Below are 25,514 nucleotides of genomic sequence, written 5' to 3'. Positions count from 1 at the left end.
ATTAAAAAATTATGTATTCAACCTAAAATAACAGATACAAAAAAGATAATAATAATAAAAAAATATTTATAATAAATTCGCCTTAAATAGCCATTTTAAATGGTTTTACATATAATATTTTATCGTATTTAATAAATTATAAAATACTATATAAGAGAATAAAATTTATTTGTAATCATCATAATTACAAATATTTATGCAAGGAATGATAATTACGGTTTATAAATAAAAACTGAGTAACCATACCAAACAATGATGAAAATTCTAAGTGTTACTTATATCTACAATTTTTTAAAATAAAGTATAACTTAACTTTAAAAACTAATGTTTACTAAAGAAATTTAAAGCTTAAAGTGATAATATTTAGCCGTTAATGGACACATTAATAAAAAAAATGAAATAGATTTAATTTTTAATTCTATTTTAAAATTATCAACTAGGAGAAAAAATGTCACTTTCAAGAAGAGAATTTCTTAAAAGTTCAGCAGCAGCATCTGCAGCGGCAGCTATCGGTATGAGCGTACCAGCTGAGCTTGAAGCAGCAGCAGCTAAAGCTGAAGGAGATTGGAGATGGGATAAGGCAGCTTGTCGTTTCTGTGGTACAGGTTGTGGAATTATGATGGCAACAAAAAATGGTAAAATTGTTGCTGTTAAGGGAGACCCTGCAGCACCAGTAAACCGTGGTCTTAACTGTATTAAGGGTTACTTTAATGCTAAGATTATGTACGGTGCAGATAGATTGACTCAACCACTACTTAGAGTTGGCGCTGATGGCAAATTTGACAAAAAAGGTAAGTTTACTCCTGTTTCTTGGAGCAGAGCTTTTGATGAGATGGAAGTTAACATCAAAAAAGCACTAAAACATGGCGGACCTGAGGCTGTTGGAGTTTTTGCTTCTGGGCAATACACTATCATGGAAGGTTATGCAGCACAAAAGATGATGAAAGCTGGATTCCGTTCAAACGCTTTTGATCCAAATGCAAGACATTGTATGGCATCTGCCGTTGTTGGTTTTTACCAGACTTTTGGTGTTGATGAGCCTTCTGGTTGCTACGATGATATTGAACTAACCGACACAATCGTATCTTGGGGTTCAAATATGGCAGAGATGCACCCTATTTTATGGACTCGTGTAACTGACAGAAAACTATCTAAGCCAGATAGAGTAAAAGTTATATCTATCCAAACTTATACTCACAGAACTTCTGATTTAGCTGATATTGAGATTATCTTCTCGCCAAACACTGACGGGGCTTTATGGAACTACATTGCAAGAGAGATTGTAATGAGAGATGATGCAGAGAAAATCATTGATTGGAATTTTGTTAAAAAACATATGATTTTCGCAGCTGGTCCCGTAAATATTGGCTATGGAATGAGAAGAAGTGATGAAAAATCAGTAAAAGATGGAAAATACACAGCTCTTGAGATGGAAACTGTCAGCAAAGAGATGAAGAAAGTAGTTTCTAAAAAAGAGGGTCCTGCATTAGAGCCATATGGTTACAAAGCTGGCGATACAATGACAAATATTCCTGGAACACTTGGTCACTGGGAAATCTCTTTTGAAGATTATAAAAAATCATTAGAGCCATACACTCTTGAGTATACAGCAGCTATTGTAAAAGGTAACCCTGATGAAAGTATGGAAGATTTCAAAGTAAAACTTCAAACATTAGCTAACCTCTACATTGAAAAAGGTAGAAAAGTTGTATCTTTCTGGACAATGGGTATGAACCAACATACACGCGGTTCATGGGTAAACACACTCTCTTATAATGTTCACTTTATGCTTAATAAACAAGCTGTTCCTGGTTCTGGAGCATTTTCTCTAACTGGTCAACCATCAGCTTGCGGTACTGCTCGTGAAGTTGGTACATTTACTCATAGACTTCCAGCCGACATGATGATAGAAAATCCTGCACATAGAAAAACTACTGAGAACAAATGGATGGTTCCAGAAGGAACAATCAATCCTGTAGGTGTTCAACATATTATGAAAATTCACCGTGATATTGAAGATGGATTAATCAAATTTGCATGGGTAAATGTTTGTAATCCTTATCAAGATTCTGCAAGTGCTCATCACTGGATTAAAGCAGCTAGAGAGATGGATAACTTTATCGTTACTTCTGATGGATATCCTGGTATATCAGCTAAAGTTTCTGACCTTATCTTACCTTCTGCCATGATTTATGAGAAATGGGGAGCTTATGGAAATGCTGAGCGCCGCACACAACATTGGAGACAACAAGTTCTTCCAGTTGGAGATGCTATGAGTGATTCATGGCAGTGGGTTGAGCTTTCAAAAAGATTTACGGTTAAAGATGTATGGGGCGGATATGCACCATCTGGTCCAAGAAAAGACGCTCTTCCAAGTATGATTGAAAAAGCAAAAGCTATGGGCTATAACGAAAACACTACAATGTTTGAGATTCTATTTGCTAACAAAATTGCTAAATCTTATAAAGTTGATCAAAATGACCCTATCCAAAGAGGATATGACAATACTGAAGCTAGCGGTGATAGCAGAAATGTTATTGGAAGTGATGGAAAAGTATTTAAAGGGTATGGTTTCTTTATTCAAAAATATCTTTTTGAAGAGTACGCGTCATTTACTCGCGGACATGGTCATGACCTTGCACCATTTGATATGTACCATAAAGTTCGTGGTCTTAAGTGGCCTGTTGTTGATGGAAAAGAGACTTCTTGGAGATTTAATACTAAGTATGACCCATATGCAGCAAAAGCAGCTAAAGGTACAAATGATACTCACGCATTCTATGGAAAAATCGCTAAATCACTAAAAAGCGGTAATTTACATGGCGTAGACAAAGATACTAAAGAAAAATCACTTGAAAATAAAGCTAAAATCTTTGCTCGTCCATACATGGATCCACCAGAAATGCCAGATGCACACTACGATACATGGTTATGTACTGGTCGTGTTTTAGAGCACTGGCACTCAGGAACTATGACTATGCGTGTGCCTGAACTTTTCCGTGCAGTACCTGAAGCATTGTGTTATATGCACCCCGAAGATGCTAAGAAAAAAGATCTTAAACAGGGTGGTTTATGCTGGGTTGAATCTCGCCGTGGTAAAGTTAAAGCTAGAGTTGAGACTCGTGGTAGAAACAGACCTCCAAGAGGCTTAGTGTTTGTTCCTTGGTTTGACGAAAATGTATTTATCAACAAAGTTTGTTTAGATGCAACTTGTCCAATGTCAAAACAGACAGACTTTAAAAAATGTGCTGTAAAAATTTACAAAGCATAACAACTATAAATAAAGGATAAGTGGCTTTGCCTAGTGCGAAGCGCACCCACTAAAATGGAAAATAAAGCAACAAGTGATAGAAGAAAATTTATCTTAAATATGGCAAGAGGTGCTGGAATAACAGCACTTGGAGGTTTTGTTTGGAGTGCGTATGTAAGTGAAGTTACAGCGTCTGGGCTTATCCTTCGTCCGCCAGGGGCCATAAAAGAGAGTAATTTTTTAAAAACATGTATTAAATGCGGGCTTTGTGTTGAAGCTTGTCCTTACAATACACTATTGCTTGCCAAACCAGGTGATCACAAACCTCTAGGAACTCCATATTTTATTCCTAGAGATATACCTTGTTATATGTGTCCAGATATTCCATGTGTTCCAGTATGTCCTACTGGGGCATTAAGTGAATCTAGTGTTACAACAAATGGAGTTCTTGATATCTATAAAGCAGACATGGGTCTTGCAATTGTTGATAAAGAGAGCTGTATAGCGTTTTGGGGAATTCAGTGTGATGCCTGCTATAGAGCTTGTCCGATTTTAGGAAAAGCAATAACTATAGAGTATAATAGAAACGAAAGAACTGGTAAACATGCGTTTTTAACACCAGTTGTTCATGCAGATGCTTGTATCGGTTGTGGACTTTGTGAAAAAGCTTGTGTAACTGAAAAACCTGCTATCTTTGTACTTCCAAATGAAGTTGCAATGGGTAGAGTTGGCAGTCACTACATCAAGGGTTGGGATAAAAATGATGAGAAGCGTCTCGAAGATGCTAAAGAGATAAAGTCAGAAACTAAGATTAGCGAGAAGAGTGCTGTTGACTCTTTAAATAGTGGTTCGGGGGATTTATACTAATGACGAAGTTATGGAATAGCTACCGATACCTTATTTTAAGAAGAACAACTCAGTTTGGAGTTCTGTTTTTATACTTTGGAGCAAATGCTTGGGGTTGGACTCTTCTGATGGGTAATCTTAGCTCATCACTATTTTTGGGCATTGTTCCACTAAGTGATCCTTATGCTCTTTTACAAATGGTAGCAGCGGGAGCCATTTTGGCAACTGACTTGCTTGTGGGCGCTTTTATTGTCACTCTATTTTACCTTTTGATTGGTGGTCGCTCTTTTTGTAGTTGGGTTTGTCCTATAAATATAGTTACGGACGCAGCAGCACTCCTTAGAAGAAAACTGGGAGTTGATGCGATCTCAAAAAAACAACCAGCATCAAGAAACATGAGATATTGGGTTTTAGCGCTAAGCTTGGTACTATCGTTCGCTATGGGTATCACTGCTTTTGAATTTATATCACCAATCTCTATGCTTCATAGAGGTATTGTGTTTGGTTTGGGTTTTGGATGGGCAGCGATGCTCATCATTTTTCTTTTAGACCTATTTGTTTTAAAAAATGGGTGGTGTGGACATATATGCCCACTTGGTGGCTTTTATTCTATAGTTGGAAAGTTAAGTTTAATACGAGTACATCATAACGAAGAGAATTGTACTTTATGTATGAAATGCAAAGTAGTTTGTCCTGAACAACAAGTTCTATATATGATTGGCAAGGAGAGCATTCCTGTTCTCTCTGGCGAATGCACAAATTGTGCTAGATGTATAGAGGTTTGTGATGATGACGCTCTTGGTTTTTCAATACGAGGTCTAGCAAAAAATAAAAAAACGGGAGAAAAAAATGAGAGCAATAAATAAAATAACGATTAGTTTAGTTGCTGGGGCGCTACTAATGGTTGGCTGTGGCACTGATGGACTTAAATCATCAGAGGCAAATGTAGCTACAAAAACTGTAACCGAAGAGTCTTTGGGTTTAAGAAAGACTGACATATACACAGAAGATAGCACAATAGCTGTAAAAACTGAATATGGAACAGCTCAAGCTACAACAAGTACAAAAATCAGAAGAGCATTTCAAGATGCACCTCCTATGATTCCTCACGATACGATTGGTATGCTACCCATCAAAAGTAACGACAACAGATGTGTGAGTTGTCACTTACCTGAAGTAGCTGATAGCGTTGGTGCTACACCAATTCCTGTGTCACACTTTACAGATTTTAGACCAAGAGCTGAACTTAAAGATGGGGAAGTGTTTATTCCAGTAAACAACTACAAAAATGAAGTTTCAATCAAAAAAGGTGAAGAGCTTCAAAATGCAAGATTTAACTGTACTCAGTGTCATGCTCCACAATCTCAAGGTAACTTAGTTGTAGAGAATACATTTGAAGCTGTGTATACATCAAAAGATGGTGCTTCAAGATCTAACTGGAAAGGCTCAACTCTAACAGATTCACTAGATACGGTAATCGGTGGAGATAGCTTTATAACAGAAAAAGATATAGCAAACAAAAACTCTGCTGCTGGCGGCGGAAGTGAACATCACTAATGCAAAGAAGAGAGCTATTTAGCTCTCTTGCCTTTAAAATTATTGGCAAGACAAAGCAAGAAAATCTACTCAGACCACCATACAACAGCGATGAATCTCTTTTTCTCAATGAGTGTAGCAAGTGCGACGCTAAATGTGCCACTGTTTGTGAAGAAGATATCATTAAAATAGCAAGTGATAAAACTCCCTATTTAAGTTTTTTAAATGGTGGTTGTACCTATTGCGACGAGTGCGCCAATGCTTGTGAATATGGTGTTTTAAAACTTGAGAATAAAAGAGTTATAAATTCTAGAATTACAATCAACAAAACAAAATGTCTTAGTTGGAACCAGACTATGTGTTTCTCATGCAAAGATCCCTGCTTAGATAATGCCATAGATTTTAAGGCGATGTTTAAGCCTGAGATAAATGACAAATGCACTTCTTGTGGTTTTTGTATAGGTAGGTGTCCAACAGACGCAATAGAGATAAAGGTACTGGCTCATGAATAAAATTTTGCTTCTATTGGTTCTTATAACTTCACTTTTTTCTCAAAATACAAATAAGCCAATGTCAAGCTTCATAGCAAGTGGTGGCGTAATTGATCTAATATACAAAGACAATAGAGTATATGCCGCAACAGATACTGGAGTTGTTGATATATTTGATTATAAAACAAAAAAAATAGTCAAAAAGATAAAAGTTGATAAAATTAAAGATTTTAAAGGTGACATCGTTGATTCAAAAGTTTTTTCTGTAGATAAAATCGGTGATGACATCATGGTTCTCTCTCAAGATGAAAAAGGATTTAGTAGGGTCAATATCTATAAAAATAGTCAAAAAAATACAATAATTGATTCTAGAAAAAAATTAAGTATCATTAAGGCAAAATATTTAGATCAAAACACTATATTACTAGCACTTCTTAGTAACGAGCTTATCTCTTATGATATAGCCAAGGCCAAGCAAAACTACCGTGTTCAAGTTAGTGGTGGTAGATTTTCAGACTTTCGCCTAAATGAAACTGGAACACAAACGGTTGTTGCTGATGAGGGTGGTGACATTCATATTTATGATACAAAAAATGGAAAAAAGATAAAAACTTTAGGTGGGCAAAACTTAGATAATATTTTTCAAATTGATTATAAAAATGGTTTAGTAATAACAGCGGGACAAGATAGAAAAATAGGCATATACACACAGATACCAAACTCTGCATATAGCCTAGAGTCTCAGTTTTTAGTTTATAGCGTAGGATTATCACCAAAAGGGCACTTAGCTGGTTATTCGTGTGACGAAAATAACAATGTGGCTATTTTTAATACAGCAACAAAGATGCAAATCGGAATATTTGGCGGAAACAATACTACAATATCAAATATTATATTTATTAGCGAAAAAGAGTTTTTAACCTCAAGTAATAATAAGATAGTAAATCTTTATAAAATAAAATAAAAAGGAGCATAAGATGGACTATAGCAAAAGTGAATTTTTAGTTGAAACAGAAGTGCCTCAAGGTGAAATCATCATCTCCAGAACCGATCTTGAGGGAAACATTACATATGTAAATGAGATATTTTCTCAAATCAGCGGATATGCACCAGAAGAGCTTTTAGGAAAACATCATAATATCGTCAGACACCCAGATATGCCAAAGAGTATTTTTAAAGAGTTGTGGGGAAAGATTAAAAACAAAGAACAGTGGAGCGGTGTTGTTAAAAATATCAGAAAAGACGGAGGTTTTTATTGGGTAAAAGCAATAATTTCTGGGGTTTATAAGGATGGTGAGTTAGTGGAATACATATCACTTAGAACCCCAATTAGCTATAGTGAAAAATTAGAACATCAGAAACTTTACGATAGCATACGCCATCAAAATGGTGAAAAAACAAGAATAGTTTCATACGAATAGATTCAACAAAAAATTAAATTTGCAACAAAGAGGAAAAAATGAATATATCAAGCATAGTGGTTCAAACACTACCAAAATTTTTAGATGAAGTTGTGCAAAATCTTAAAGATTGTGAGGTGTGCGACTATCATCTTCACGATGCCAAAGGTAGAATCATCGTAACTATTGAAGGCGAGAGCGTCTCAGAAGAGCTAGAGAAACTTAGAGTCATCGAGGGGATTTCTCATGTTATAGCTGCTGATATGCAGATGGCGTACAGCGAAGATGAGCTAAACGCTCATATGGAAGTTATTGCCAATGGCGACGCCGTTCCAAGAATGCTAAATGATGATGATATTGATATTAGAAACATACAATACAACGGAGATTTAAAGAAAAAAGATGATCTCTCAACATTTACAAAAAAATTTGATAAAACAGAGAGATAACAATGAGCGGAGTTTTTGAATCAACTATAAAAATGGTAGACGGAAGCTATGAAGATTGGTTTATAGAGCTAAAAGATATTAGTGATGATGCCGTTGAGATATGTAAGGACTTATCTGAGTACTCAACAAAAATTGAAGAACTAGGCATAAAGTATGATGGCGTAATAAATGAAGTAAGATGGAGTAAAGCAGACAATGTCCCTCCGTTCGTTATGGATACCATAAGATTTGAGATGTCAAAACTCCAAAGAGAGCTAGAAGAAGAGAGTGGCGAGCCACTAATAAAGGGATAATTTTTATGCAAAAAACATCCACTTCAGCAAGATACTTAACCATAGATGAGATACAAGAGCATCTAAATGGTGTTGAGTACATAATCATGGCAGCTCCATCACCTGATTATTTCAAAGAAGCGCCGATTCACTTTACATTTTTTTTAAATACATCTGATGATATACCCAAAGATATACAAAAGGCTATTTTTGATAAATTCTTAAATGAAAATAAGATAAGAAACCCTATTGAAATAATGAGCCAAATAATGCCTGTCGGATTCTCTATAGACTCAAAAAACAATCCAATGCCACTCCTACTAGTAAAAGAAGATGATATGATGGTTATCCCAAATATTCCAATGTTGGTTATGGATTTTTTAGCAGATTCTGATGCTTTTGATGAAGCAAAAGTAAAAAGCCTAACTGGCTGGAGCTATAGCTATAACTAACATAAAAAAATTTATACAAGTATAGACTTTATTGCTATATAGATTAAGATAATAAATTTAGATTAATTTGATCTAATTTGTTATTTTTTGTGAAAACTTTCTGCTTCTATCTCCTCTATAGTCTTGGCAATAGAAGCAGATAAATTTTCATATCCATCTTTTGTTACTAAAATATCATCTTCTATTCTAATGCCCACCCCTCTAAATCTTTCAGGAGCACTTTTATCGTTCTTGTCAATATACAATCCCGGTTCAATGGTTAAAACCATACCCTCACAAAGCGGTATCTCTCTATCTTTCTCATCTTTATATGGTGCTGGGTCGTGTACATCTATCCCTATCCAATGCCCTATTCCATGTGGATAATACTTTTTATGCTTTTTTTCTTTTATAGCCTTTATTGCGCTACCTTTTAAAATACCAAGCTTTATCATCCCTTCAGTTAACAACTCCTCTGCTACTTTTTGAAGTTCGCTTCGCATAATAGATGGCTTTATCATACTGATAACTTTTAGTTGAGTATCCAAAACCAAGCTATATAGCTCTTTTTGAGACTCACTAAATCTGCCATTTACTGGAATTGTTCTTGTTATATCACTTGCATAGTAGTTATGCTCACACCCTGCGTCTATTAGGATAAGCTCTCCATCAACTAAAAGTTTGCTATTTTCTATATAGTGAAGAGTATTTGCATTGTTTCCAGATGCAACTATTGAGGTATATGCGTCACTATAGGCCGCATTGTGTCTAAACTCATACTCTATCTCTGCTTGAAGTTGATACTCATATTTACCCTCTTTATTCATGCTCATAGCCGTATGATGCGCTTTTGCTGTGATTGAAATTGACTCTCTCATAAGCTCTATCTCGGAAGCTGATTTTATAAGTCTCATTTTTTGTACATGTGGGATGATGTCAAATTTTTCTTTAAATATCTTTGTGCTTTTTAAAATCTTCTCTGTAGCGCTTTTCTTTGAGTTTATCTCAAAATAGATGTTTTTTTTACCTTTGATTGAGGTCTTAAAGACATCATTAAACTTATCTATTTCATAAACTTCATCTACAAGAAACCTTTTTTTTGCCTTTTTAACACCCAATCTTTTTCCGTTCCATAGTTCTAGCGTTTTATCTTTTTTATGCACAAAAAGGGCTGTTTTTAGGCTATTTTTTGTTTTTATAAACATAAGTGCAGAGTTGTCCTCTTTAAAACCGCTTAGGTAGTAAAAATTACTATCTTGTCTATATGGATGGTGTGTGTCATGAGAACGAGTTGCAGGCTCAGAGCTAAATATAACCACAACTGAGTTTTTTAAAAAGTCTTTTGCTAAAGTATCTCTTCGTTTTTTATATTCGCTCTCTATTATCATTTGCAAACACCACTAAGCCACTCAATGCTTTTCTCTGATATATCTGCTAAGGCAGAGCTAAGTGCTTCTACTCCACCGTCTGCATTTAATTTTTTTGAATCTACTTTTGATTTAAATGTCTTTGTAGCTACTATACTATTTGTTTTTGCATCAACAACCGCCAATGATACAACAACACTCGAATATAACTCTTTCATATCAAAAGAGTAGTGTTGCATAAACTCTTCTATAGTTATCTCCAAAATCATATCACTTTTACTAACAGATCTTGAATTCAAAACGCTCTTGAAAATGGCACTCTCTTTAATTTCATTATACATATAAGCGGTAATAGCGTGATTTGGTGTCTCTTGCCACTGTGACTCTGTATATGAGAAAACTTTATTACCCGATTGCGTGTAATCCATCATCGAAGACATAAGAGATTTTTCGCTAAACGCTTGCGCAATTTTCATAGTTTTATCTCTGCATCCGCCGACATCATGTTTGATCTGTACCTCTTTCGTTGAGATTTTATACTCAGTAATGTATGGCTTCGTCATTGTGCATCCAGACAAAAATAGCAGACTTATAGCAATTAAAATTTGTTTCATATCAGTTTTCTCCTGGTGCTTTTTTTACTCTCTCTTGCTTAAACAACATATCGCGTGGATTTCGCTCATACTTCTCTATAGCCTCATTCATTCTTATCATAAGCTCTTGCATCTCTATCATCGTAGAGTTCATGGTAGGAAAAATATTATTGCTTATATCTTTCATATTAAAATCACCTCTATCTAGCGAATCCCTAAAGTTATCCATAGTGGCTTTAATGCCAAGATAGCTCTTCATAATAGAGCTAAATGTAACTGCGATATCATCTTCCCACTTACCACTTTTCTCAACTAGTTTTGTAACTTTTGGTACCATAATTTCTATCTGTTTTGTCGTGCTATCTAGCGTTTGCATTGTTTTATGAAAATCATCTATTGTTTTATCATCAAGAACTCTATTCATTTTATCAACAAGAACAACACTATTTTTTAGCAGTTGAGATATGTCATGTTGGTTCTCTTTACCAAGAAGTTCTTGTGTCTTCTCTAGTGTCTTTGCTAAATTTATAGCAACTTCACTAAATGTACTCTCTAGCTTTACAAGAAGCGATGGGACAGACTTTATAACTGGGTATTTCTCGTCATTTTTTGTCTCCAAAGCCTTTGCGTCTATGCCTTTTTCAACTATCAAGTTTACATAACTAAGTCCAGTTATCCCCTGAGAGGTTAGTTGTGCTAACGTTAAGGAGTTTATAGGAGCACTCTTTAGCACTTCAACCAAAACCTCAACCTGCTCAGCATTTTTTTCATTTATGCTCAGTTTCACAACTTTTCCAACACTAATCCCTCTATATTTTACTGGAGCATCTATGTTTAACCCCAATATTGACTCACTGAAGTATATGCTGTATTTTTGTACTTCAGCCTCTTTAGCAGGCTTAAGAAGCCAATATCCAAAGCCTAACATCAGCGATATGCCAATAAGTACCAAAAATCCAACCAAACCATAATTCACTTTGTTGTTCATATTGATTCACCTTTTCTAAAAAAAGTTCTTATAAACTCATTATCTATTTTTATTGCGTTATTCAAAGTTCCCTCATATATTATCTTTTTATTATCAATTATTGCAACCGAATCAAGCGTATCATACATGGATGTTAAATCATGAGAAACCATCATAATAGTTAATCCAAGCAGATCTCTTAGTTTTAGGATAAGGGAGTCAAACTCTCTCGCGGATATTGGATCTAGTCCGCTTGTTGGCTCGTCTAAAAATAGAAGTTTTGGATCCATTGCAAGAGAGCGAGCTAGTGCTGCTTTTTTCTTCATACCTCCACTTATTTGCGATGGGTAAAGATCTGCGTCACCAACTTCGAGACCAACTATATTTATCTTAAAATCAACAATCTCCCCTATCATTCCTCTAGATAAATTAGTAAATTCTACCAATGGTAAAGCGATATTTTCTCTTATCGTCAGAGATGAAAAAAGAGCTCCAAATTGAAATAGAACTCCAAATTTCTTTCTAAGTTCCTGTGCTTCGGCGTATCTTATACTATTTAACTCATACCCCAAAACTTCTATGCTGCCACTAAGGCTTTTTTGCAACATTACCATCTCCCTAAGGAGTGTTGTCTTGCCACATCCGCTAGGACCTAGGAGTCCATAAATCTCACCCTCTTTTACGGTTAGATTCAGACCATCATGAATCATCTTATCCCCAAAAAGTGTCTTTAGGTCTCTAACTTTTATAATATTTTTCATTATATCTTCAAACTTGTAAATGCTATTGAGAAAATTGCATCACAAACAATAACAGCAAAAATCGCTTCAACAACACTCTTTGTTGTGTTAAACCCTAAGCTTTGAGTATCATCCTTAACCATTAACCCTCTGTATATTCCAATAGAAGCTATCAAAAATGCAAAAAATGGACCTTTAATAATTCCTATAAAAAAATGTTTTACAGCTATTACGCTACTGAATCTATCTAAAAAAAGATCAGTGGATATTCCCAAATCTATATTTGCAATAATCATGCCACCAAGCAGTGCCATCATATCTGCTACAAAAATTAGTATTGGTAACGAAATCATTAAAGCTAAAATGCGAGGAACAACCAAAAATCTATATGGATTAAAACCCATAGTTCTCATAGCATCAAGTTCTTGAGTGATTTTCATAGCCCCAATTTGTGCTGTAAAAGCAGAGCCGCTTCTACCTGCTACAACTATAGCAGTTATTACAGGAGCCAACTCTCTAAGAATAGATAGGCCAAGCATATCTACAATGAATATATTTGCACCATAAATTTTTAACTGGTAAGCAGATTGATAAGCTAAAACCAATCCTATAAGAAAACTGGTAAGTGATACAATCCAAAATGCTTTTACGCCACTCTCATTGATTTCAAAGGCTATCTCTTTGTATCTGATATTTTTTGGAGTAAGAAGATAGTGAAACTTATTTACAAAAAGCTCCCCAATAAAATGCATAAAAGAGATAAAACCATAATAGTTGTTTAGTGTTACTTTACCTATTTTTTCCAACAAAGTAATTTTGTTTTTATTTGTGGTGATTGATGAATTCTCTTGAGAGCTCACAAGCTCCAACATTGCCAAAATATCTCGATTTTGACACAGAGTTTCCACCGCAATACTCCTAGAACTTAGTTTTTTCATAAAACTGCGTATAAAAACAGCCCCAGCACTATCTAAAAAGTTAAGTTCTCTGAAATCTATGTAAACGCTCTGCTGTTGATTAAGTGAGATTACATCTACTTGCTTGCTGTAGTCTGCTATATTTAAAAGAGTGAGCTCTCCTTTGAATATCAGGGAGAGTCTATTTTGTATAATTTTAATATCTAGTGAGGAATCACTCATATTTGATGGTATTAAAAATCTCTCGCAAGAAGTTTTTTAACTTTTAGTATAGATATCAACCTATCCTCTTGCTTACCAACGCCATCTATCATGGTATCTTCTCCATGCATACTCTCTGGTGCTGGCCCAATATTACTCTTCTTTATTCTGATTGCCATAGTCAATCTGTCGATAATAAATCCAGCGACCTCATCACCATCTCTCATTACAATAAATCTAGTTTCGTCACTCTGTTTCTTAGCGCTTATGCCAAATTTAAGACGAAGATCTATAAGTGGTATAACGGCTCCGCGCATATTAAAAACACCAACTACATGTTTTGGAACCTGAGGAACTCTTGTCCAAGGAAAAGGTTTTATAATCTCTTGAATCGACAAGATAGGCACCGCGTACTCTTCATCCCCTATAATAAATCCAACCAGCTGAACAACTTCCTCGGCTTTAATCAAAGAGTTGTTTTGTGCCTCTTGTTGTTTGTTGATAATCTGTTTTAATTTATCGCTCATTTTAAAACTCCGACTTAAAATTAATATTTCTTTGGACAACACTTGAGAGATAATCAGCAGAGTATGGCTTAGTTATATACTCAACCATACCTGATTCAACTCCGCGCATCCTATCTGATTTACCCGTACGAGATGTGACGGCGATAAGAGGTAGGTTTTTGTAACGATTGTATTTTTTAATCTCAGTGGCAAGTGTATAGCCGTCCATTCTAGGCATCTCTATATCAACCAACATCGCATCAAAATTATGGTCACCCTGTTTTAAAATGTTTAATGCTTCTTGCCCATCACCAGCTTCAATAAGTGTGATTCCAAGTGGTTCTAACGCTTTTCTCATAATGGTTCTGTCTGTCTTAGAGTCATCAACTATCATAACCTTATAATCACTAGCTTTGCTTTTTTCTAATGATGTCTGAGCAGAAGCTGAAGAACCCTCCGGTATTGCTTTTGTTTTTACATGTTTTGCTATGTCCATAAGTGCAAGTACATCAACAATAAGAGTAACCCCTCCATCACCACGGATAGTAGCTCCAGCCACGCCTTCGATGCCTTGTAAAAAGTCACCCAGTGATTTTATAACTATCTCTTCTTGTCCAACAAGAGTATCAACTATAAGGCCTAGTTTGTTTGTTCCAAGACCAAGAACAACAACATAGGCGTGCTCGCTCGAATCTAGGATTCTCTCAACTTCAAAAATATCACCGATATGAACTAAAGATAAAACATCATGGCGGAGTCTCATAACAGAGCGACCCTCAACTGTATAAATTTCATCTTTAGAGATTCTGACTGTCTCAAGGACTGACGCAAGTGGAATAGCATAATGCTCCTCTTGAACGCCAACCAACAACGCTTGAATAATTGCAAGAGTTAGTGGAATCTTTAGCTTCATTGATGTTCCAACACCAAGCTCACTATCTATATCTATAATCCCTTTTACTTTTTCAATATTAGTTTTTACAACATCCATACCAACACCACGACCAGAGACATTTGTAACTGCCGCAGCCGTCGAAAAACCTGGCTTAAAGATGAGCGCGAACGCCTCTTTTTCGCTCATCTGATCGGCCTCTTTTTCTGTTATAAGACCCTTCTCTAAAGACTTATTTTTTAGCATATCAGTATCAAGACCTTTTCCGTCATCATCTATCTGGATAACAATCTGGTTACCTTCATTATAAGCTTTTAACTTTATAGTTCCTGTCTCAGGCTTACCCTGCTCAAGACGAATCGATGGAATCTCGATACCATGGTCACATGAATTTCTGATAATATGAACAAGAGGATCTCCAATCTCTTCAACGATTGATTTGTCAAGCTCAGTATCCTCACCGTAGATCTCTAGCTCTATTTTTTTATTAAGTTCACGACTTAAATCTCTAATCATTCTTGGAAATTTGTTAAACACTTTACCGATTGGCAACATTCTTGTTTTCATAACCGCAATCTGCAAGTCGGTTGTAACAAGAGAAACAATGGAAACTACCTGATTAAGCTCTTCTAAAAACTCTTCACCCTCATATCTCTCTTCAACATCATCATTTATTTTTATTAAACGATTTTTAGCAAGAACCAGCTCACCAATCAGATTCATTAAGTGGTCAAGCCTTCGAACATCAACACGGATTGTTTGGTCTACAACTGCCTCTTTTTTAGCTGGAGCTGCTGCTTTCATACTCTCATCGTCCGCCCTTGAGACTCTTGGAGTTGGTGTAGTTTGTACTGGTGGGACATGTACTGGTGCCACAACTACTGGTACATGGAAGTCGCCAGACTCTTCATTATCTTCATCTGAGTCAAGTGAGACAACACTCTCACCAGCTGCAATCTTTGAGTCCCTTTTTGCTTTATCTTCTGCTTGTCTGTTTTTTAGAAGTCTCTCTATCTCTGCCTCAATATCATTATCATCCATATTTTCGTAGTCGAGTTCTGACTCTGGCTCTTTTGAAGGAGCTATAACCTCTACCACCTCTTTTACATGAACTTGTGCTTGAACAGGCTCATCAGCAATCTCTCCAGAACTTACTTTATCTAGTTTTTTGACACACTCCGAGACATCTATTCCAGCATCCGCACTAGTATCACGGATAATATGCAAGAGTGCCTTCATAAGGTCAATCGACTCCAAGATTACATCCATAATTGATGGCGTGATTAGCAACTCTCCATGTCTAGCCTTATTTAAAACATCCTCCATATGATGAGTCAGATGGGTTAAAATATCAAAATTTAAAAATGAAGAAGCTCCCTTAACTGTGTGTGCTACACGAAAAATTCCATTTAATAGCTCTAAATCTTCTGGTCTACTTTCTAGCTCTACTAAATCCTGATCTAGCTGCTCTATTAGCTCGAAAGATTCAACTAAAAAGTCTTGTAATATTTCCTGAAATTCATCCATTTTTATACTCCTATTTCATATGTGCACGAACTACTCGTGACACTTCATCGTAAAATATACTCGCCTGAAACTTAACCATATACGCCTCGCCACCAGCATCTAACCCTCTGTTTTCACTAAAATGATCACTTATTGAGGAGTTAAATATAATTGGGATACTTTTAAACCTAGCGTCCTCTTTAACATTTGATGAGAAGTGAAAACCGTCCATTCTTGGCATTTCAACATCCGATATAATTATTTTTAATTTATTTGTTATCTCTTTACCATACACGCTATACAGCTCTTCTAGCTTTTCCAATCCCTCTTTGCCATCCATTGCTTCTATAACTTCAAATCCCATTTTCACAAGAGCTTCTTTTACAATTCTTCTAGCAGTCGAACTATCATCTAGCACAAGAGCCAGTCCACTAAGCTCATCTATTAAAGCAGGAGCGCTTTGCGTGTCTGGTTCATAAAGTCCAAGATCTTGGACAACGCTCTCTAGATCTAAAATAAGAAGAACGCTATCCCCCTCGATTCTAGTTATTCCGGTTATTTTACTTCCATCTGCCGCACCATTGCTGTTCATATAAGATACTGGTTCAATATCTCCCCAGTTGATTCTTCTTATCCTTCTTGCTTCATGGACTACAAAACCTATAAGAACATTGTTGAACTCTGCAATAATAATTCTTAAATCATTTTTTACGCTCTCTGGCTCTTTTATGCCCATCCATTTTGCCAAACTTACAACAGGGATAACAACATCTCTTAAATCAAAAATACCCTCTATAAAATCTGGGGTTCCAGGCAGTTCAGTAAGAACTGGATATTTTATAATTTCATGAACTTTTGAGACATTTATGCCGTAAATACCCTCATATATCCCATCATCTTCTTGTTTAAAAATACGAAAATCAACAAGTTCCATCTCGTTTGAGCCAATTTTCAGTGAACTATCTACATCCATATACTAAACCCCTTTTTGAGAAAAAATCACTTCTATTAGCTCTAGTTCTTGCGATGATTTTACAATAAAGTATCTTTGATTGCAAGCAAAAGCAGCTAAATTTGTATAGTTAAACTTTTTAAATTTTATTGTTTTATTTTGATGAAAATGTCCCTCTATAAAGTAGTCGCAGCTATATTTATCTACCAATCTTTTCATCATAAACTCTTCTAAATTCAAAAATTCTCTACAATCCTCTTTTTTATTAAGATAACTATTTAACTTTTTTAAAATTAAGTGTCCAAACATCCAATCTATAAACGAGAGAATAAATAGCACGACAGGATTTCTAATAACCCAAGTGTAAATTCTATATCCCAGCGGACTCTCTATATCACCATGAGCTAAAAGAACTTTTTTGTTTTTATAATTAACTTCAAGTGGTTGTTTTGAGATGGTAAAAACTTTTACATTTTTAAATATATTTTTAAGTCTAAAATCATGGTTTCCTTCCAAATATATAATTTCTATATTTAAAGATATTTCATTTAGGAGTTTTATGGCTTCATGATTTGCTTTTTTCGTATAAGAGACTCCACCAAAGAGCGCATCAAAGATATCGCCCATAAGGATTAGCTGAGAGGGCTGAAGTTTTTTTGAATGAATCTCTTTTAAGAATTCCAAAAACTCTGGCCGTCTTTGCGAATAGTGCACATCTGCAACTATAAATGCGCCCTCTTTTATCTCTATATTATGGGACATAAGCTATATCTGGAATCCCTAAATCTTCGCTAAGTCCCATCATCAGGTTTGCATTTACAACAGCAGCAGAAGAGGCGCCTCTCATAAGATTGTCAATTGCGCTTGAGATAAAGAGTACATTTTTATTTCTCTTTACAAAAATATCACAAAAATTAGTTCCCGCCACGCTCTTCATATCAACTGGATTTTTACGCACTCTTACAAATTTTTCATCTTTGTAAAACTCACTCAAAACAGTAAAAGCGTCAAAATCTCCCTCAATTTGTATGTAAATCGAGCTTATCATACCACGAGTTATGGGTACTAGATGCGGAACAAAATTAACCTCATCAAAATTCACACCGAGCTTTTGTGCTATCTCTGGCGCGTGTCTGTGAGTTAGTGGATTGTATGCGAAAAGATTATCATTAACATTTACAAAGTGAGTATTGTCGCTAAGTTTTTTTCCAGCTCCACTAACGCCGGTTTTTGCATCAACAATAATCGGGCTACCATCAACTCTTTTACCCATAAAAGGTAAAACACCCAAAATTGCAGAAGTTGGAAAACAGCCAGGATTTGCTATAAGTTTTGCACTTTTTAACTCACTGCGGAAAAGCTCAGGAAGCCCATAAACTGCATGCGAGAGATTTTGCGCATCTGCATGTGGACAGTAAAAATCCTCATAAATCCCTTGTGGCAGCCTATAGTCAGCCGAAAGGTCGACAACCTTAAGACTTTTTTCCATAAGTTGCTCTACATAAGCCATAGCAGTTTGATGAGGCACCGCTAAAAATACCAGCTCACATTTTTTCGCCAACTCATCCACATCAGTTTTTACAACATCACACTCATAAACGCCACTCAGAGATGGATGTAACTCACCAAGAGTTGATCCACCCTCGGAGTTTGAGAGATAAGCAAGATTAAACTTTGGATGCTTAATAATTATTTTTATTAATTCTAGTCCCGTATAACCGCTCGCTCCAATTATCCCAACATTAATCGCACTCAAAAACTATCTCCTGATATTTGACTTCATCTATTTCAAATGTTTTTTTACTATTTGGAAGAGCGATAACAACTTCATCACCTTCTTCTTTGCCTAGTAGTTGCTTGGCTAAAGGTGAACCAAAAGATATAAGCCCCTTATCAGGATTGCTTTCACTTCCGCCAACTATCGTATAACTAAAAACTTCATCTGTTTTCACATCAGTCATTATGATTGTCGAGCCAAAGCTAACCTTTACATGGTCAAGTTCTGAGGGATCAACTATTTTAGCACACCCCAAAAATGTAGCAAGTTCAGCCAACCTAGAGTCGATAATCCTTTGGTTCTCTTTTGCTGCATGATATTCAGCATTCTCTTTTAGATCCCCGTGCTCTAGTGCTTCTTCTATATCTTTTACAACTCTAGGTCGCTTAACTTCTTTTAAATTTTTAACCTCTGCTTGGAGTTTTTCATACCCAAACAGCGTCATCGGCTCAACTCTTTCCATAAATATTCTCTTGTATTAATCTACGCAAATTCTTTAATAAATATCAATAAAACTGACACAAAAAATAGAATCCTTTGTTTTTAAGATTTTATCTTTTTTTTCTGTTTTTATCAACACAAAGCTTTAAGCAACCGACTTATAACTACTTACAAGAGATATTCTTTAATACATTACAAAATTAAGACAGATATAAATCAGAGAACCAAGCACTGCTGTTACTGGCAGGGTAAAGAGCCATGACAGCAAAATAATTTTAACCATACCTTTTTGCACACCACCTTCAGGCTCCGCAACCATTGATCCAGCAACGGAACTGGAGACGATATGTGTTGTGCTGACGGGAGCATGAGCAAAGTTTGCCAGTAAAATAGTCACCATTGACATTGCTTGTGAGACTGTGCCCTGCATATAGTTGATTGGCTGAGATCCAATTTTTTCACCGATTGTAATAACGATTCTCTTATAACCAATCATAGTTCCAATACTAATTGCAAAAGCGACAGCCATAATTACCCAGTATGGCACATATTCGGTTGCGGTTATCAAGTTTTTTCGTTGACCTGAGATATAGTCAGATTTATCTTTATCGGCTATTTTTTCCACTTGACCAAAAAAATTATCTGAACATAAAATAGCTGTATGTATGCTCCATCTATCTTGTGGTGAAAGTTCCGAATATGATTTTATACCATTAAGCTTGGTGGCAATCAGAGAGGTTGTGTTGTATACTTGATTTACATCACACTCCGAAATTGTATTTTTTATTTTAAGCGCGCTGATAAGATGTTTATCATCCACAAGTTTGGTTAAAGCCCCATCATTCTCTGCATAAAATTTTGCTAAATTTGCAGCACTATCTCTGGTTTGCTTGATTTTATATTCATGAGATTCCATATTGAGTGCATAATACATAGGCAATATTCCGATAAGAATAATCATAATAAGACCAATCCCTTTTTGTCCATCATTTGAACCATGAGCAAAACTGACACCGGCACCCGTTGCAATGATTCCAATGCGCATCCAAAAATTAGGGCGCTTTCTTTTTGTTTCGCTATCTGGTGTTTTAAAAAATTTTGGATTATGAATAAATTTTCTAGTTCCCTTCATGATAAAAAATGCAAAACCAAAGCCTAAAATAGGAGAAAGAGCCAATACAGTCAATATGCCATAGACAACTTTCCAGTTTACGCTTTGTGACAAGTCAAAACCATGCATAACACCAAATGTAGCACTTACTCCAATAATAGACCCTATAAGCGAGTGTGAGCTGGAAACTGGCAAGCCAAAAAACCAAGTACCAAAATTCCATATTACTGCAGAAATCAGTAATGAATAGATCATAACTAGCGTTGCACTTTGATTTGATGCAACCATAATATCAAGAGGTAACAAGTGTACAATAACATAAGCGACACCAATACCGCCCATCATAACACCAAAGAAATTCATAATACCAGACATAATTACAGAGTGTTCTGCCTTCATTGAGTTTGTATAAATAATCATAGCAACTGCATTTGCTGTATCATGAAAACCATTAATCATCTCATAAAAGAGAGCAATGCCTAGCGATAAAAGTAATAAACCAATTGTAATAGCATTAACATTATTTAACGCTTCCCAAAGTACTGACATATAATCATCCTGATATTTTAATATTTAGTAGAATTGCTAGTTAATGGTAAATCCAGATAAATTAGCAATTTAATTTAACGCTGTAATTTTATCAAATAAATACCAAGCAAATATTGATTTTTCTAAAATAAAAACTTGATGATGATTATAGAAAAAATTATTCAGGTATCTTTTAATTTTTATTGGGGTTTTAAAATGGTGATTTTTTTAAAATAGACTTAAAAAGTCTATTTCATTTGACAGTTATTATTTAACCTCTACTACTCTTATAACGCTAGATTTATTTTCAAAAATTCTCTTAACTCTATCTTGCCATAGCTCGCCAAACTCTTTTGCTTCTTGTGCAGAAGCTACTCCACCCATTATTTTTTGCATCAATTGTTGCATTTTTGGGCTTCCACCAACAGATGATGGGTCATAATACACATCAATACTCTTGCCGTTGTCAACTCTTATAAATCTTATCGAAGAGTTTATGTTGGCATTAAAACTCATCAAAGAGTGTCTTGCAAAATTTCCAGCTAAACCCTTAAAACCACTCTTCTCCGTCGCACCTGTTATTTGTGAGACAACATTGCTTATAACGCCTGTAACGCCCTCTTCCATTGGCTCTCTAAACTCAGCTTTTATCTCTCCTCTAACCGCTAATGAGTTAGGATAGAGAGCCTTCAGTCCCTCTAAAGTCACGAGATAAGCACCGGCAAGAGTTGGACAGCTATGTCCTGCTGATTTTACTGCATCTAAAAAATTAAACTCATAAACTCCGCCCTCAAATGCACCTAAAACATTTGACAAAGGGTCAACAACTTTTATAGTCTCTATACTATCAAAAAAACTTGGGTAATTCATAACAACTCCTATATATCTATTTTATTAAGCACTTTTGCACTTACTTTTATCTTATCACTTTGGAGCTCAAAAATATCATCTATTTTCAACTCCGATATATCAACAACTACCGATTCTAGCGAAATCTGCGCAAAACCTTTTTTGCTCTTTAGTTTTGGATGATTGGATTCTAACATTTTTAAAAGATATGTTACTTGATTCTGAGCAATATTTATTTTACTCTCTATTATATTTGGAAATCTTATTTTAATCTGTTCAATATTTTTAGAGAAATTTTCTATTTTAAAAGCTATTGTCTGGCTAAAAAGCTCTTTTTGTTGTTTTACTTCTTGAATCTTGTGTACAATCTTTTTCTCAATAGAGTGTTGCGAATATGAGCTCAAAAGATGGGCAAGTTCCTGTTTTGAGTTGTAAACCTTTTGCGAAACTCTCTGTGACATACTAGAAGAGAGTGAGTCCATATATTGAAGCAGCTCATTAGAGTCTGGCAATATCATCTGCATGGCGGCACTTGGAGTCGGAGCACGCAAATCTGCCACAAAATCACTAATAACCCAGTCAATCTCATGTCCAACCGCCGAGACCATAGGAGTTCTTGCTCTAAAGATTGCATCTGCGACTATCTCTTCATTAAACGCCCACAAATCCTCAATACTGCCCCCACCTCGACCCACCACGATAACATCATACCCTTTCGCATCGGCTAAATTTATAGCTTTTACGATGGAAGGAGCTGCGCTATCACCCTGAACTAAAACATCGTAAATATCAATCTCCAAAGCTCTGTATCTGCCATTTGCAACGCGAAGCATATCTTGCAAAGCCGCACCAGTAGCAGATGTAATTAATGCTATCTTTTTTGGAAATTTCGGAAGCTCTTTTTTTCTTGAGAGATCAAAATAGCCTTGATTTGAGAGTCTGTTTTTCAACTGCTCATAAGCCAAAGCCAAAGCACCGTAACCGGATGGCTGAATCGTAAAACAGTTCATCTGGTACTCCCCGCGAGGCTTATAAAGAGTTACAGCCCCATCGAGTACAACTTTCAAACCCTCCTGCAACTGAAACTTCAACTTTGTAGCATTTGCTTTAAAAATCACAGCCTTTATAGTAGAATTCTCATCCTTGAGCGTAAAGTAAATATGTCCACTATTATGAAAAGTCACACGAGAAAGCTCCCCCTCAACCAAAACCCGACTAAAACTCTCTTCCAAAAGAGACTTTATCTGCTCGTTTAGGCTTGAGACTGTTAATATATGCAAAAAATCTCCTTTTGGTCTGTTTTTGATTTCAAGTTTTGTTTCCTTTTCGCTGTGTGTAAATTTTACTGTTTTTTTAACATAGATTTTAAGCAATGGGTAAATTTTTTAATTTTTTACTCATAGCCAATAAGGCATGGGTAAATTTTCACAAATTTTACCTATATGCCTTTTCGTAATAAATTAAACAATTCAATATTTATAAAAAATTTACTATTTTTGATTTGTATATTTTCTAATATACCTATATTTTCAAGTTCATTTAAATACTTTGAAGCTGTTTTTCTTGTAATATTTAGCCTATCAACTAAAAATTCTATCTTCGTATAGGGGTGCATAAAAAGTATCTCTACCAAATCTTTACTATAAATTTTTGGCAAATCTTGTGATATTTTATCTTGTGTTTTTATCATCAAATCACTGATATTATTGATAGGCTCGATAGTTTCGAGCGATGTTTGCTCAACTGCCTCAAGCATATACAAAATCCACTCTTCCCATTTATCCTCTGTTCGCACCTCTTGAAGCAGTCTGTAGTAGTCAGCTTTATGAGTGATAATATAACGGCTAAGATAAAGCACAGGAATATCAAGTAACTCGTTGAGTATCAAATACAAAATATTTATAATCCTGCCTGTTCGCCCATTGCCATCATAAAATGGATGGATAGACTCAAACTGATGATGGATAATCGCCATATTTATAAGCGGGTCGATGTCGTTTGGCTCATTGATATAATTTTCAAGATTTGTGAGAAGCTCTTGGATGGTTTCATAATCTTGTGGCGGAATGTAAATCACTTCACCAGTTTGTGCATTTTTGAGATTTGTTCCTGCTTGTTTTCTCACACCTGCATCATTTTTTTCTAAAACACCTTGAATCTCTATGATATGTTTTTTGAGTAAAAGTCTGTTTTCTTTAACAAGTGCAAACCCTTTTAAGAGTGCTTCTTTGTAGTTTTGCACCTCTTTAGCTTCATTTGTCACACTTTCAATGTCAAGAGTGGCACGATACAACTCATCATGAGTGGTGATAATGTTTTCTATCTCAGAGCTATCTTTTGCCTCTTGAAGTACCAAAGAGTTTATAAGTATTGCGCTATTTGGAATGATACGAGCAACACCGTTTAAATTTGCCAAAGCCCTATTTGCCGAAATGGCTTTTTTTAGGACTTTTGGTGTTTCGATGGTTTGGGTTAGAGGTAAGTTATTCATTTGCTATTCTTTAATAATTTTGCGGTCTCATCAATATACTCAATAAAATTTTTTTCAGCTTTTGAGAGTTCATCTTTTGTTTGTTCTTTGTATGTTTCATATTCTAGGTTTGCTTTTTCTATAGCCATTTTATGGCTTATTGTTCCAGCATTATCAAGTATGTTTTTACCTGTCATTTTTAAAAAATCATCAAGTCTGGCTATCCAATCTTTCATATACATGGGCGTTTGATTCATTGCTTGGATTTCTGCTATTTCTATATATGCAGTTACCATACGGTTGAGCATCTCTAGCTCTTTTTCATCAAGATAGTTTTTAGCGATTTCGCTCTCATGTTTAGTTGGTTTTGCACCTTGAAAATGAGTAAGTCCCATATTTACTTTCGTGCTATCTGCTCTTTTGTAGATAACCTCAGCTGCCGTATTACCATGAACCGCCCAATGCATCTTATTTTGAACTGCTTGAAAAAACTCCGTACTTTGTACATCTTTTGGGTCATAGTCTATACTTGTAGCATAAATATCAAGCACCTTTGCCCAAAAGATTTTCTCACTACTTCGTATATCTCGTATGCGAGAGAGCAACTCTTCAAAATAATTGCTCTTGCCACCATTTTTAAGCAACTCATCATTCATCGTAAAACCTTTTACAATGTACTCCTTGAGCCTTTGTGTAGCCCATTGACGAAACTTTGTACCTTGGAGTGATTTTACTCTGTAGCCTACGGAGATGATGACATCAAGGTTGTAGAAGTTGGTGTTGTAGTTTTTACCATCCTGAGCAGTTGTTCGGAATTTCCGAACAACTGAATCTTCAATCAACTCACCCTCTTCAAAAATATTTTTTATGTGTTCGCTTATCGTTGATTTTGATTTCTGAAAAAGTTCACAAAGTTGAGTTTGAGTAAGCCACACCGTTTCATCTTGAAGCTTTGTTTCTATCTTTGTTTTGCCGTCTTCTGTTTGATAGATAAGAATTTGGCTATTTTTGTTTTGGATCAT

The 25,514-nt window shown here is 35.5% G+C and carries 26 protein-coding genes; 10 read left to right on the top strand and 16 right to left on the bottom strand.

The genetic code is table 11. The features are described 5' to 3' along the window. Nucleotides 1-448: 448 nt before the first annotated feature. Genes napA through PHV22_RS09380 form a run of 10 tightly spaced genes read left to right on the top strand, consistent with a single transcriptional unit; the run spans nucleotide 449 to nucleotide 8,696 of the window. Nucleotides 449-3,271 carry a nitrate reductase catalytic subunit NapA gene (gene napA, locus PHV22_RS09425; protein ID WP_295020588.1) on the top strand — a complete coding sequence of 941 codons (2,823 nt, stop codon included), beginning with the start codon at nucleotides 449-451 and terminating at the stop codon, nucleotides 3,269-3,271. Between the two features lie 54 nt (nucleotides 3,272-3,325). Further along, nucleotides 3,326-4,117, top strand: a complete 792-nt coding sequence (napG, locus tag PHV22_RS09420; protein ID WP_295020586.1) for a ferredoxin-type protein NapG — start codon at nucleotides 3,326-3,328, stop codon at nucleotides 4,115-4,117. Continuing rightward, nucleotides 4,117-4,962: a quinol dehydrogenase ferredoxin subunit NapH gene (gene napH / locus PHV22_RS09415; RefSeq protein ID WP_295020584.1), complete on the top strand. Its 846-nt coding sequence runs from the start codon at nucleotides 4,117-4,119 to the stop codon at nucleotides 4,960-4,962. The genes napG and napH overlap by 1 nt, the downstream gene beginning before the upstream one ends. Further along, entirely contained in the window at nucleotides 4,946-5,653 is a 708-nt protein-coding gene (locus tag PHV22_RS09410) for a nitrate reductase cytochrome c-type subunit (protein WP_295020582.1), read from the top strand. Before napH ends, PHV22_RS09410 begins: the two co-directional genes overlap by 17 nt. Next, on the top strand, nucleotides 5,653-6,144 hold the full coding sequence (locus PHV22_RS09405; protein WP_295020580.1) for a ferredoxin-type protein NapF: 492 nt from the start codon (nucleotides 5,653-5,655) through the stop codon (nucleotides 6,142-6,144). Before PHV22_RS09410 ends, PHV22_RS09405 begins: the two co-directional genes overlap by 1 nt. Next, a complete protein-coding gene (locus PHV22_RS09400) occupies nucleotides 6,137-7,087 on the top strand; it encodes a WD40 repeat domain-containing protein (protein ID WP_295020578.1) in 951 nt (316 codons plus the stop codon). Before PHV22_RS09405 ends, PHV22_RS09400 begins: the two co-directional genes overlap by 8 nt. Nucleotides 7,088-7,100: 13 nt before the next feature. Continuing rightward, nucleotides 7,101-7,544, top strand: a complete 444-nt coding sequence (locus PHV22_RS09395; RefSeq protein WP_295020576.1) for a PAS domain-containing protein — start codon at nucleotides 7,101-7,103, stop codon at nucleotides 7,542-7,544. Between the two features lie 38 nt (nucleotides 7,545-7,582). Beyond that, the gene (locus PHV22_RS09390; RefSeq protein ID WP_295020574.1) at nucleotides 7,583-7,972 is read left to right on the top strand and encodes a chaperone NapD; all 390 of its coding nucleotides are present in this window, start codon (nucleotides 7,583-7,585) and stop codon (nucleotides 7,970-7,972) included. Between the two features lie 2 nt (nucleotides 7,973-7,974). Continuing rightward, complete coding sequence (locus PHV22_RS09385) at nucleotides 7,975-8,265, top strand: hypothetical protein (RefSeq protein WP_295020573.1); 291 nt, start codon at nucleotides 7,975-7,977, stop codon at nucleotides 8,263-8,265. A 5-nt stretch (nucleotides 8,266-8,270) separates the two neighbouring features. Further along, nucleotides 8,271-8,696 (top strand): hypothetical protein, encoded by a 426-nt coding sequence (locus PHV22_RS09380; protein ID WP_295020571.1) that lies wholly within the window; start codon nucleotides 8,271-8,273, stop codon nucleotides 8,694-8,696. An 80-nt stretch (nucleotides 8,697-8,776) separates the two neighbouring features. Here PHV22_RS09380 and PHV22_RS09375 read toward each other — a convergent pair whose 3' ends face one another. The 16 genes from PHV22_RS09375 to rhuM all read right to left on the bottom strand — a co-directional run bounded on the left by PHV22_RS09375 (nucleotide 8,777) and on the right by rhuM (nucleotide 25,514). Continuing rightward, nucleotides 8,777-10,063 (bottom strand): aminopeptidase P N-terminal domain-containing protein, encoded by a 1,287-nt coding sequence (locus tag PHV22_RS09375; RefSeq protein WP_295020569.1) that lies wholly within the window; start codon nucleotides 10,061-10,063, stop codon nucleotides 8,777-8,779. Beyond that, nucleotides 10,060-10,656 carry an ABC-type transport auxiliary lipoprotein family protein gene (locus PHV22_RS09370; protein ID WP_295020567.1) on the bottom strand — a complete coding sequence of 199 codons (597 nt, stop codon included), beginning with the start codon at nucleotides 10,654-10,656 and terminating at the stop codon, nucleotides 10,060-10,062. The genes PHV22_RS09375 and PHV22_RS09370 overlap by 4 nt, the downstream gene beginning before the upstream one ends. A gap of 1 nt (nucleotide 10,657) precedes the next feature. Continuing rightward, nucleotides 10,658-11,623 carry an MlaD family protein gene (locus PHV22_RS09365; RefSeq protein WP_295020565.1) on the bottom strand — a complete coding sequence of 322 codons (966 nt, stop codon included), beginning with the start codon at nucleotides 11,621-11,623 and terminating at the stop codon, nucleotides 10,658-10,660. Continuing rightward, nucleotides 11,620-12,363, bottom strand: a complete 744-nt coding sequence (locus PHV22_RS09360) for an ABC transporter ATP-binding protein (protein ID WP_295020563.1) — start codon at nucleotides 12,361-12,363, stop codon at nucleotides 11,620-11,622. The genes PHV22_RS09365 and PHV22_RS09360 overlap by 4 nt, the downstream gene beginning before the upstream one ends. Further along, the gene (locus PHV22_RS09355; RefSeq protein ID WP_295020561.1) at nucleotides 12,363-13,481 is read right to left on the bottom strand and encodes an MlaE family lipid ABC transporter permease subunit; all 1,119 of its coding nucleotides are present in this window, start codon (nucleotides 13,479-13,481) and stop codon (nucleotides 12,363-12,365) included. The genes PHV22_RS09360 and PHV22_RS09355 overlap by 1 nt, the downstream gene beginning before the upstream one ends. 11 nt (nucleotides 13,482-13,492) lie before the next feature. After that, nucleotides 13,493-13,987: a chemotaxis protein CheW gene (locus tag PHV22_RS09350; protein ID WP_295020559.1), complete on the bottom strand. Its 495-nt coding sequence runs from the start codon at nucleotides 13,985-13,987 to the stop codon at nucleotides 13,493-13,495. A gap of 1 nt (nucleotide 13,988) precedes the next feature. After that, entirely contained in the window at nucleotides 13,989-16,385 is a 2,397-nt protein-coding gene (locus PHV22_RS09345; RefSeq protein ID WP_295020557.1) for a chemotaxis protein CheW, read from the bottom strand. A 10-nt stretch (nucleotides 16,386-16,395) separates the two neighbouring features. Continuing rightward, nucleotides 16,396-17,337 (bottom strand): chemotaxis protein, encoded by a 942-nt coding sequence (locus PHV22_RS09340; protein WP_295020555.1) that lies wholly within the window; start codon nucleotides 17,335-17,337, stop codon nucleotides 16,396-16,398. Nucleotides 17,338-17,340: 3 nt separating this feature from the next. Then, entirely contained in the window at nucleotides 17,341-18,078 is a 738-nt protein-coding gene (locus PHV22_RS09335) for a metallophosphoesterase (RefSeq protein ID WP_295020553.1), read from the bottom strand. Continuing rightward, on the bottom strand, nucleotides 18,068-19,072 hold the full coding sequence (gene argC, locus PHV22_RS09330) for an N-acetyl-gamma-glutamyl-phosphate reductase (protein ID WP_295020551.1): 1,005 nt from the start codon (nucleotides 19,070-19,072) through the stop codon (nucleotides 18,068-18,070). The genes PHV22_RS09335 and argC overlap by 11 nt, the downstream gene beginning before the upstream one ends. Beyond that, a complete protein-coding gene (greA, locus tag PHV22_RS09325) occupies nucleotides 19,059-19,556 on the bottom strand; it encodes a transcription elongation factor GreA (RefSeq protein WP_299947305.1) in 498 nt (165 codons plus the stop codon). Before greA ends, argC begins: the two co-directional genes overlap by 14 nt. 162 nt (nucleotides 19,557-19,718) lie before the next feature. Then, complete coding sequence (locus PHV22_RS09320; RefSeq protein ID WP_295020548.1) at nucleotides 19,719-21,194, bottom strand: inorganic phosphate transporter; 1,476 nt, start codon at nucleotides 21,192-21,194, stop codon at nucleotides 19,719-19,721. 246 nt (nucleotides 21,195-21,440) lie between these two features. Further along, nucleotides 21,441-22,043 carry an FmdE family protein gene (locus PHV22_RS09315; RefSeq protein WP_295020546.1) on the bottom strand — a complete coding sequence of 201 codons (603 nt, stop codon included), beginning with the start codon at nucleotides 22,041-22,043 and terminating at the stop codon, nucleotides 21,441-21,443. An 8-nt stretch (nucleotides 22,044-22,051) separates the two neighbouring features. Next, on the bottom strand, nucleotides 22,052-23,302 hold the full coding sequence (gene xseA / locus PHV22_RS09310) for an exodeoxyribonuclease VII large subunit (RefSeq protein ID WP_295020544.1): 1,251 nt from the start codon (nucleotides 23,300-23,302) through the stop codon (nucleotides 22,052-22,054). A gap of 158 nt (nucleotides 23,303-23,460) precedes the next feature. Beyond that, entirely contained in the window at nucleotides 23,461-24,513 is a 1,053-nt protein-coding gene (locus tag PHV22_RS09305) for a Fic family protein (RefSeq protein ID WP_295020542.1), read from the bottom strand. Then, complete coding sequence (gene rhuM, locus PHV22_RS09300) at nucleotides 24,510-25,514, bottom strand: RhuM family protein (protein ID WP_295020540.1); 1,005 nt, start codon at nucleotides 25,512-25,514, stop codon at nucleotides 24,510-24,512. The genes PHV22_RS09305 and rhuM overlap by 4 nt, the downstream gene beginning before the upstream one ends.

The sequence above is a fragment of the Sulfurimonas sp. genome (assembly GCF_028713515.1).
Classification (GTDB): Bacteria; Campylobacterota; Campylobacteria; order Campylobacterales; family Sulfurimonadaceae; genus Sulfurimonas.
The sequence above is the reverse complement of the archived record's forward strand: the minus strand, read 5'-3'. Positions and strand labels throughout refer to the sequence as shown.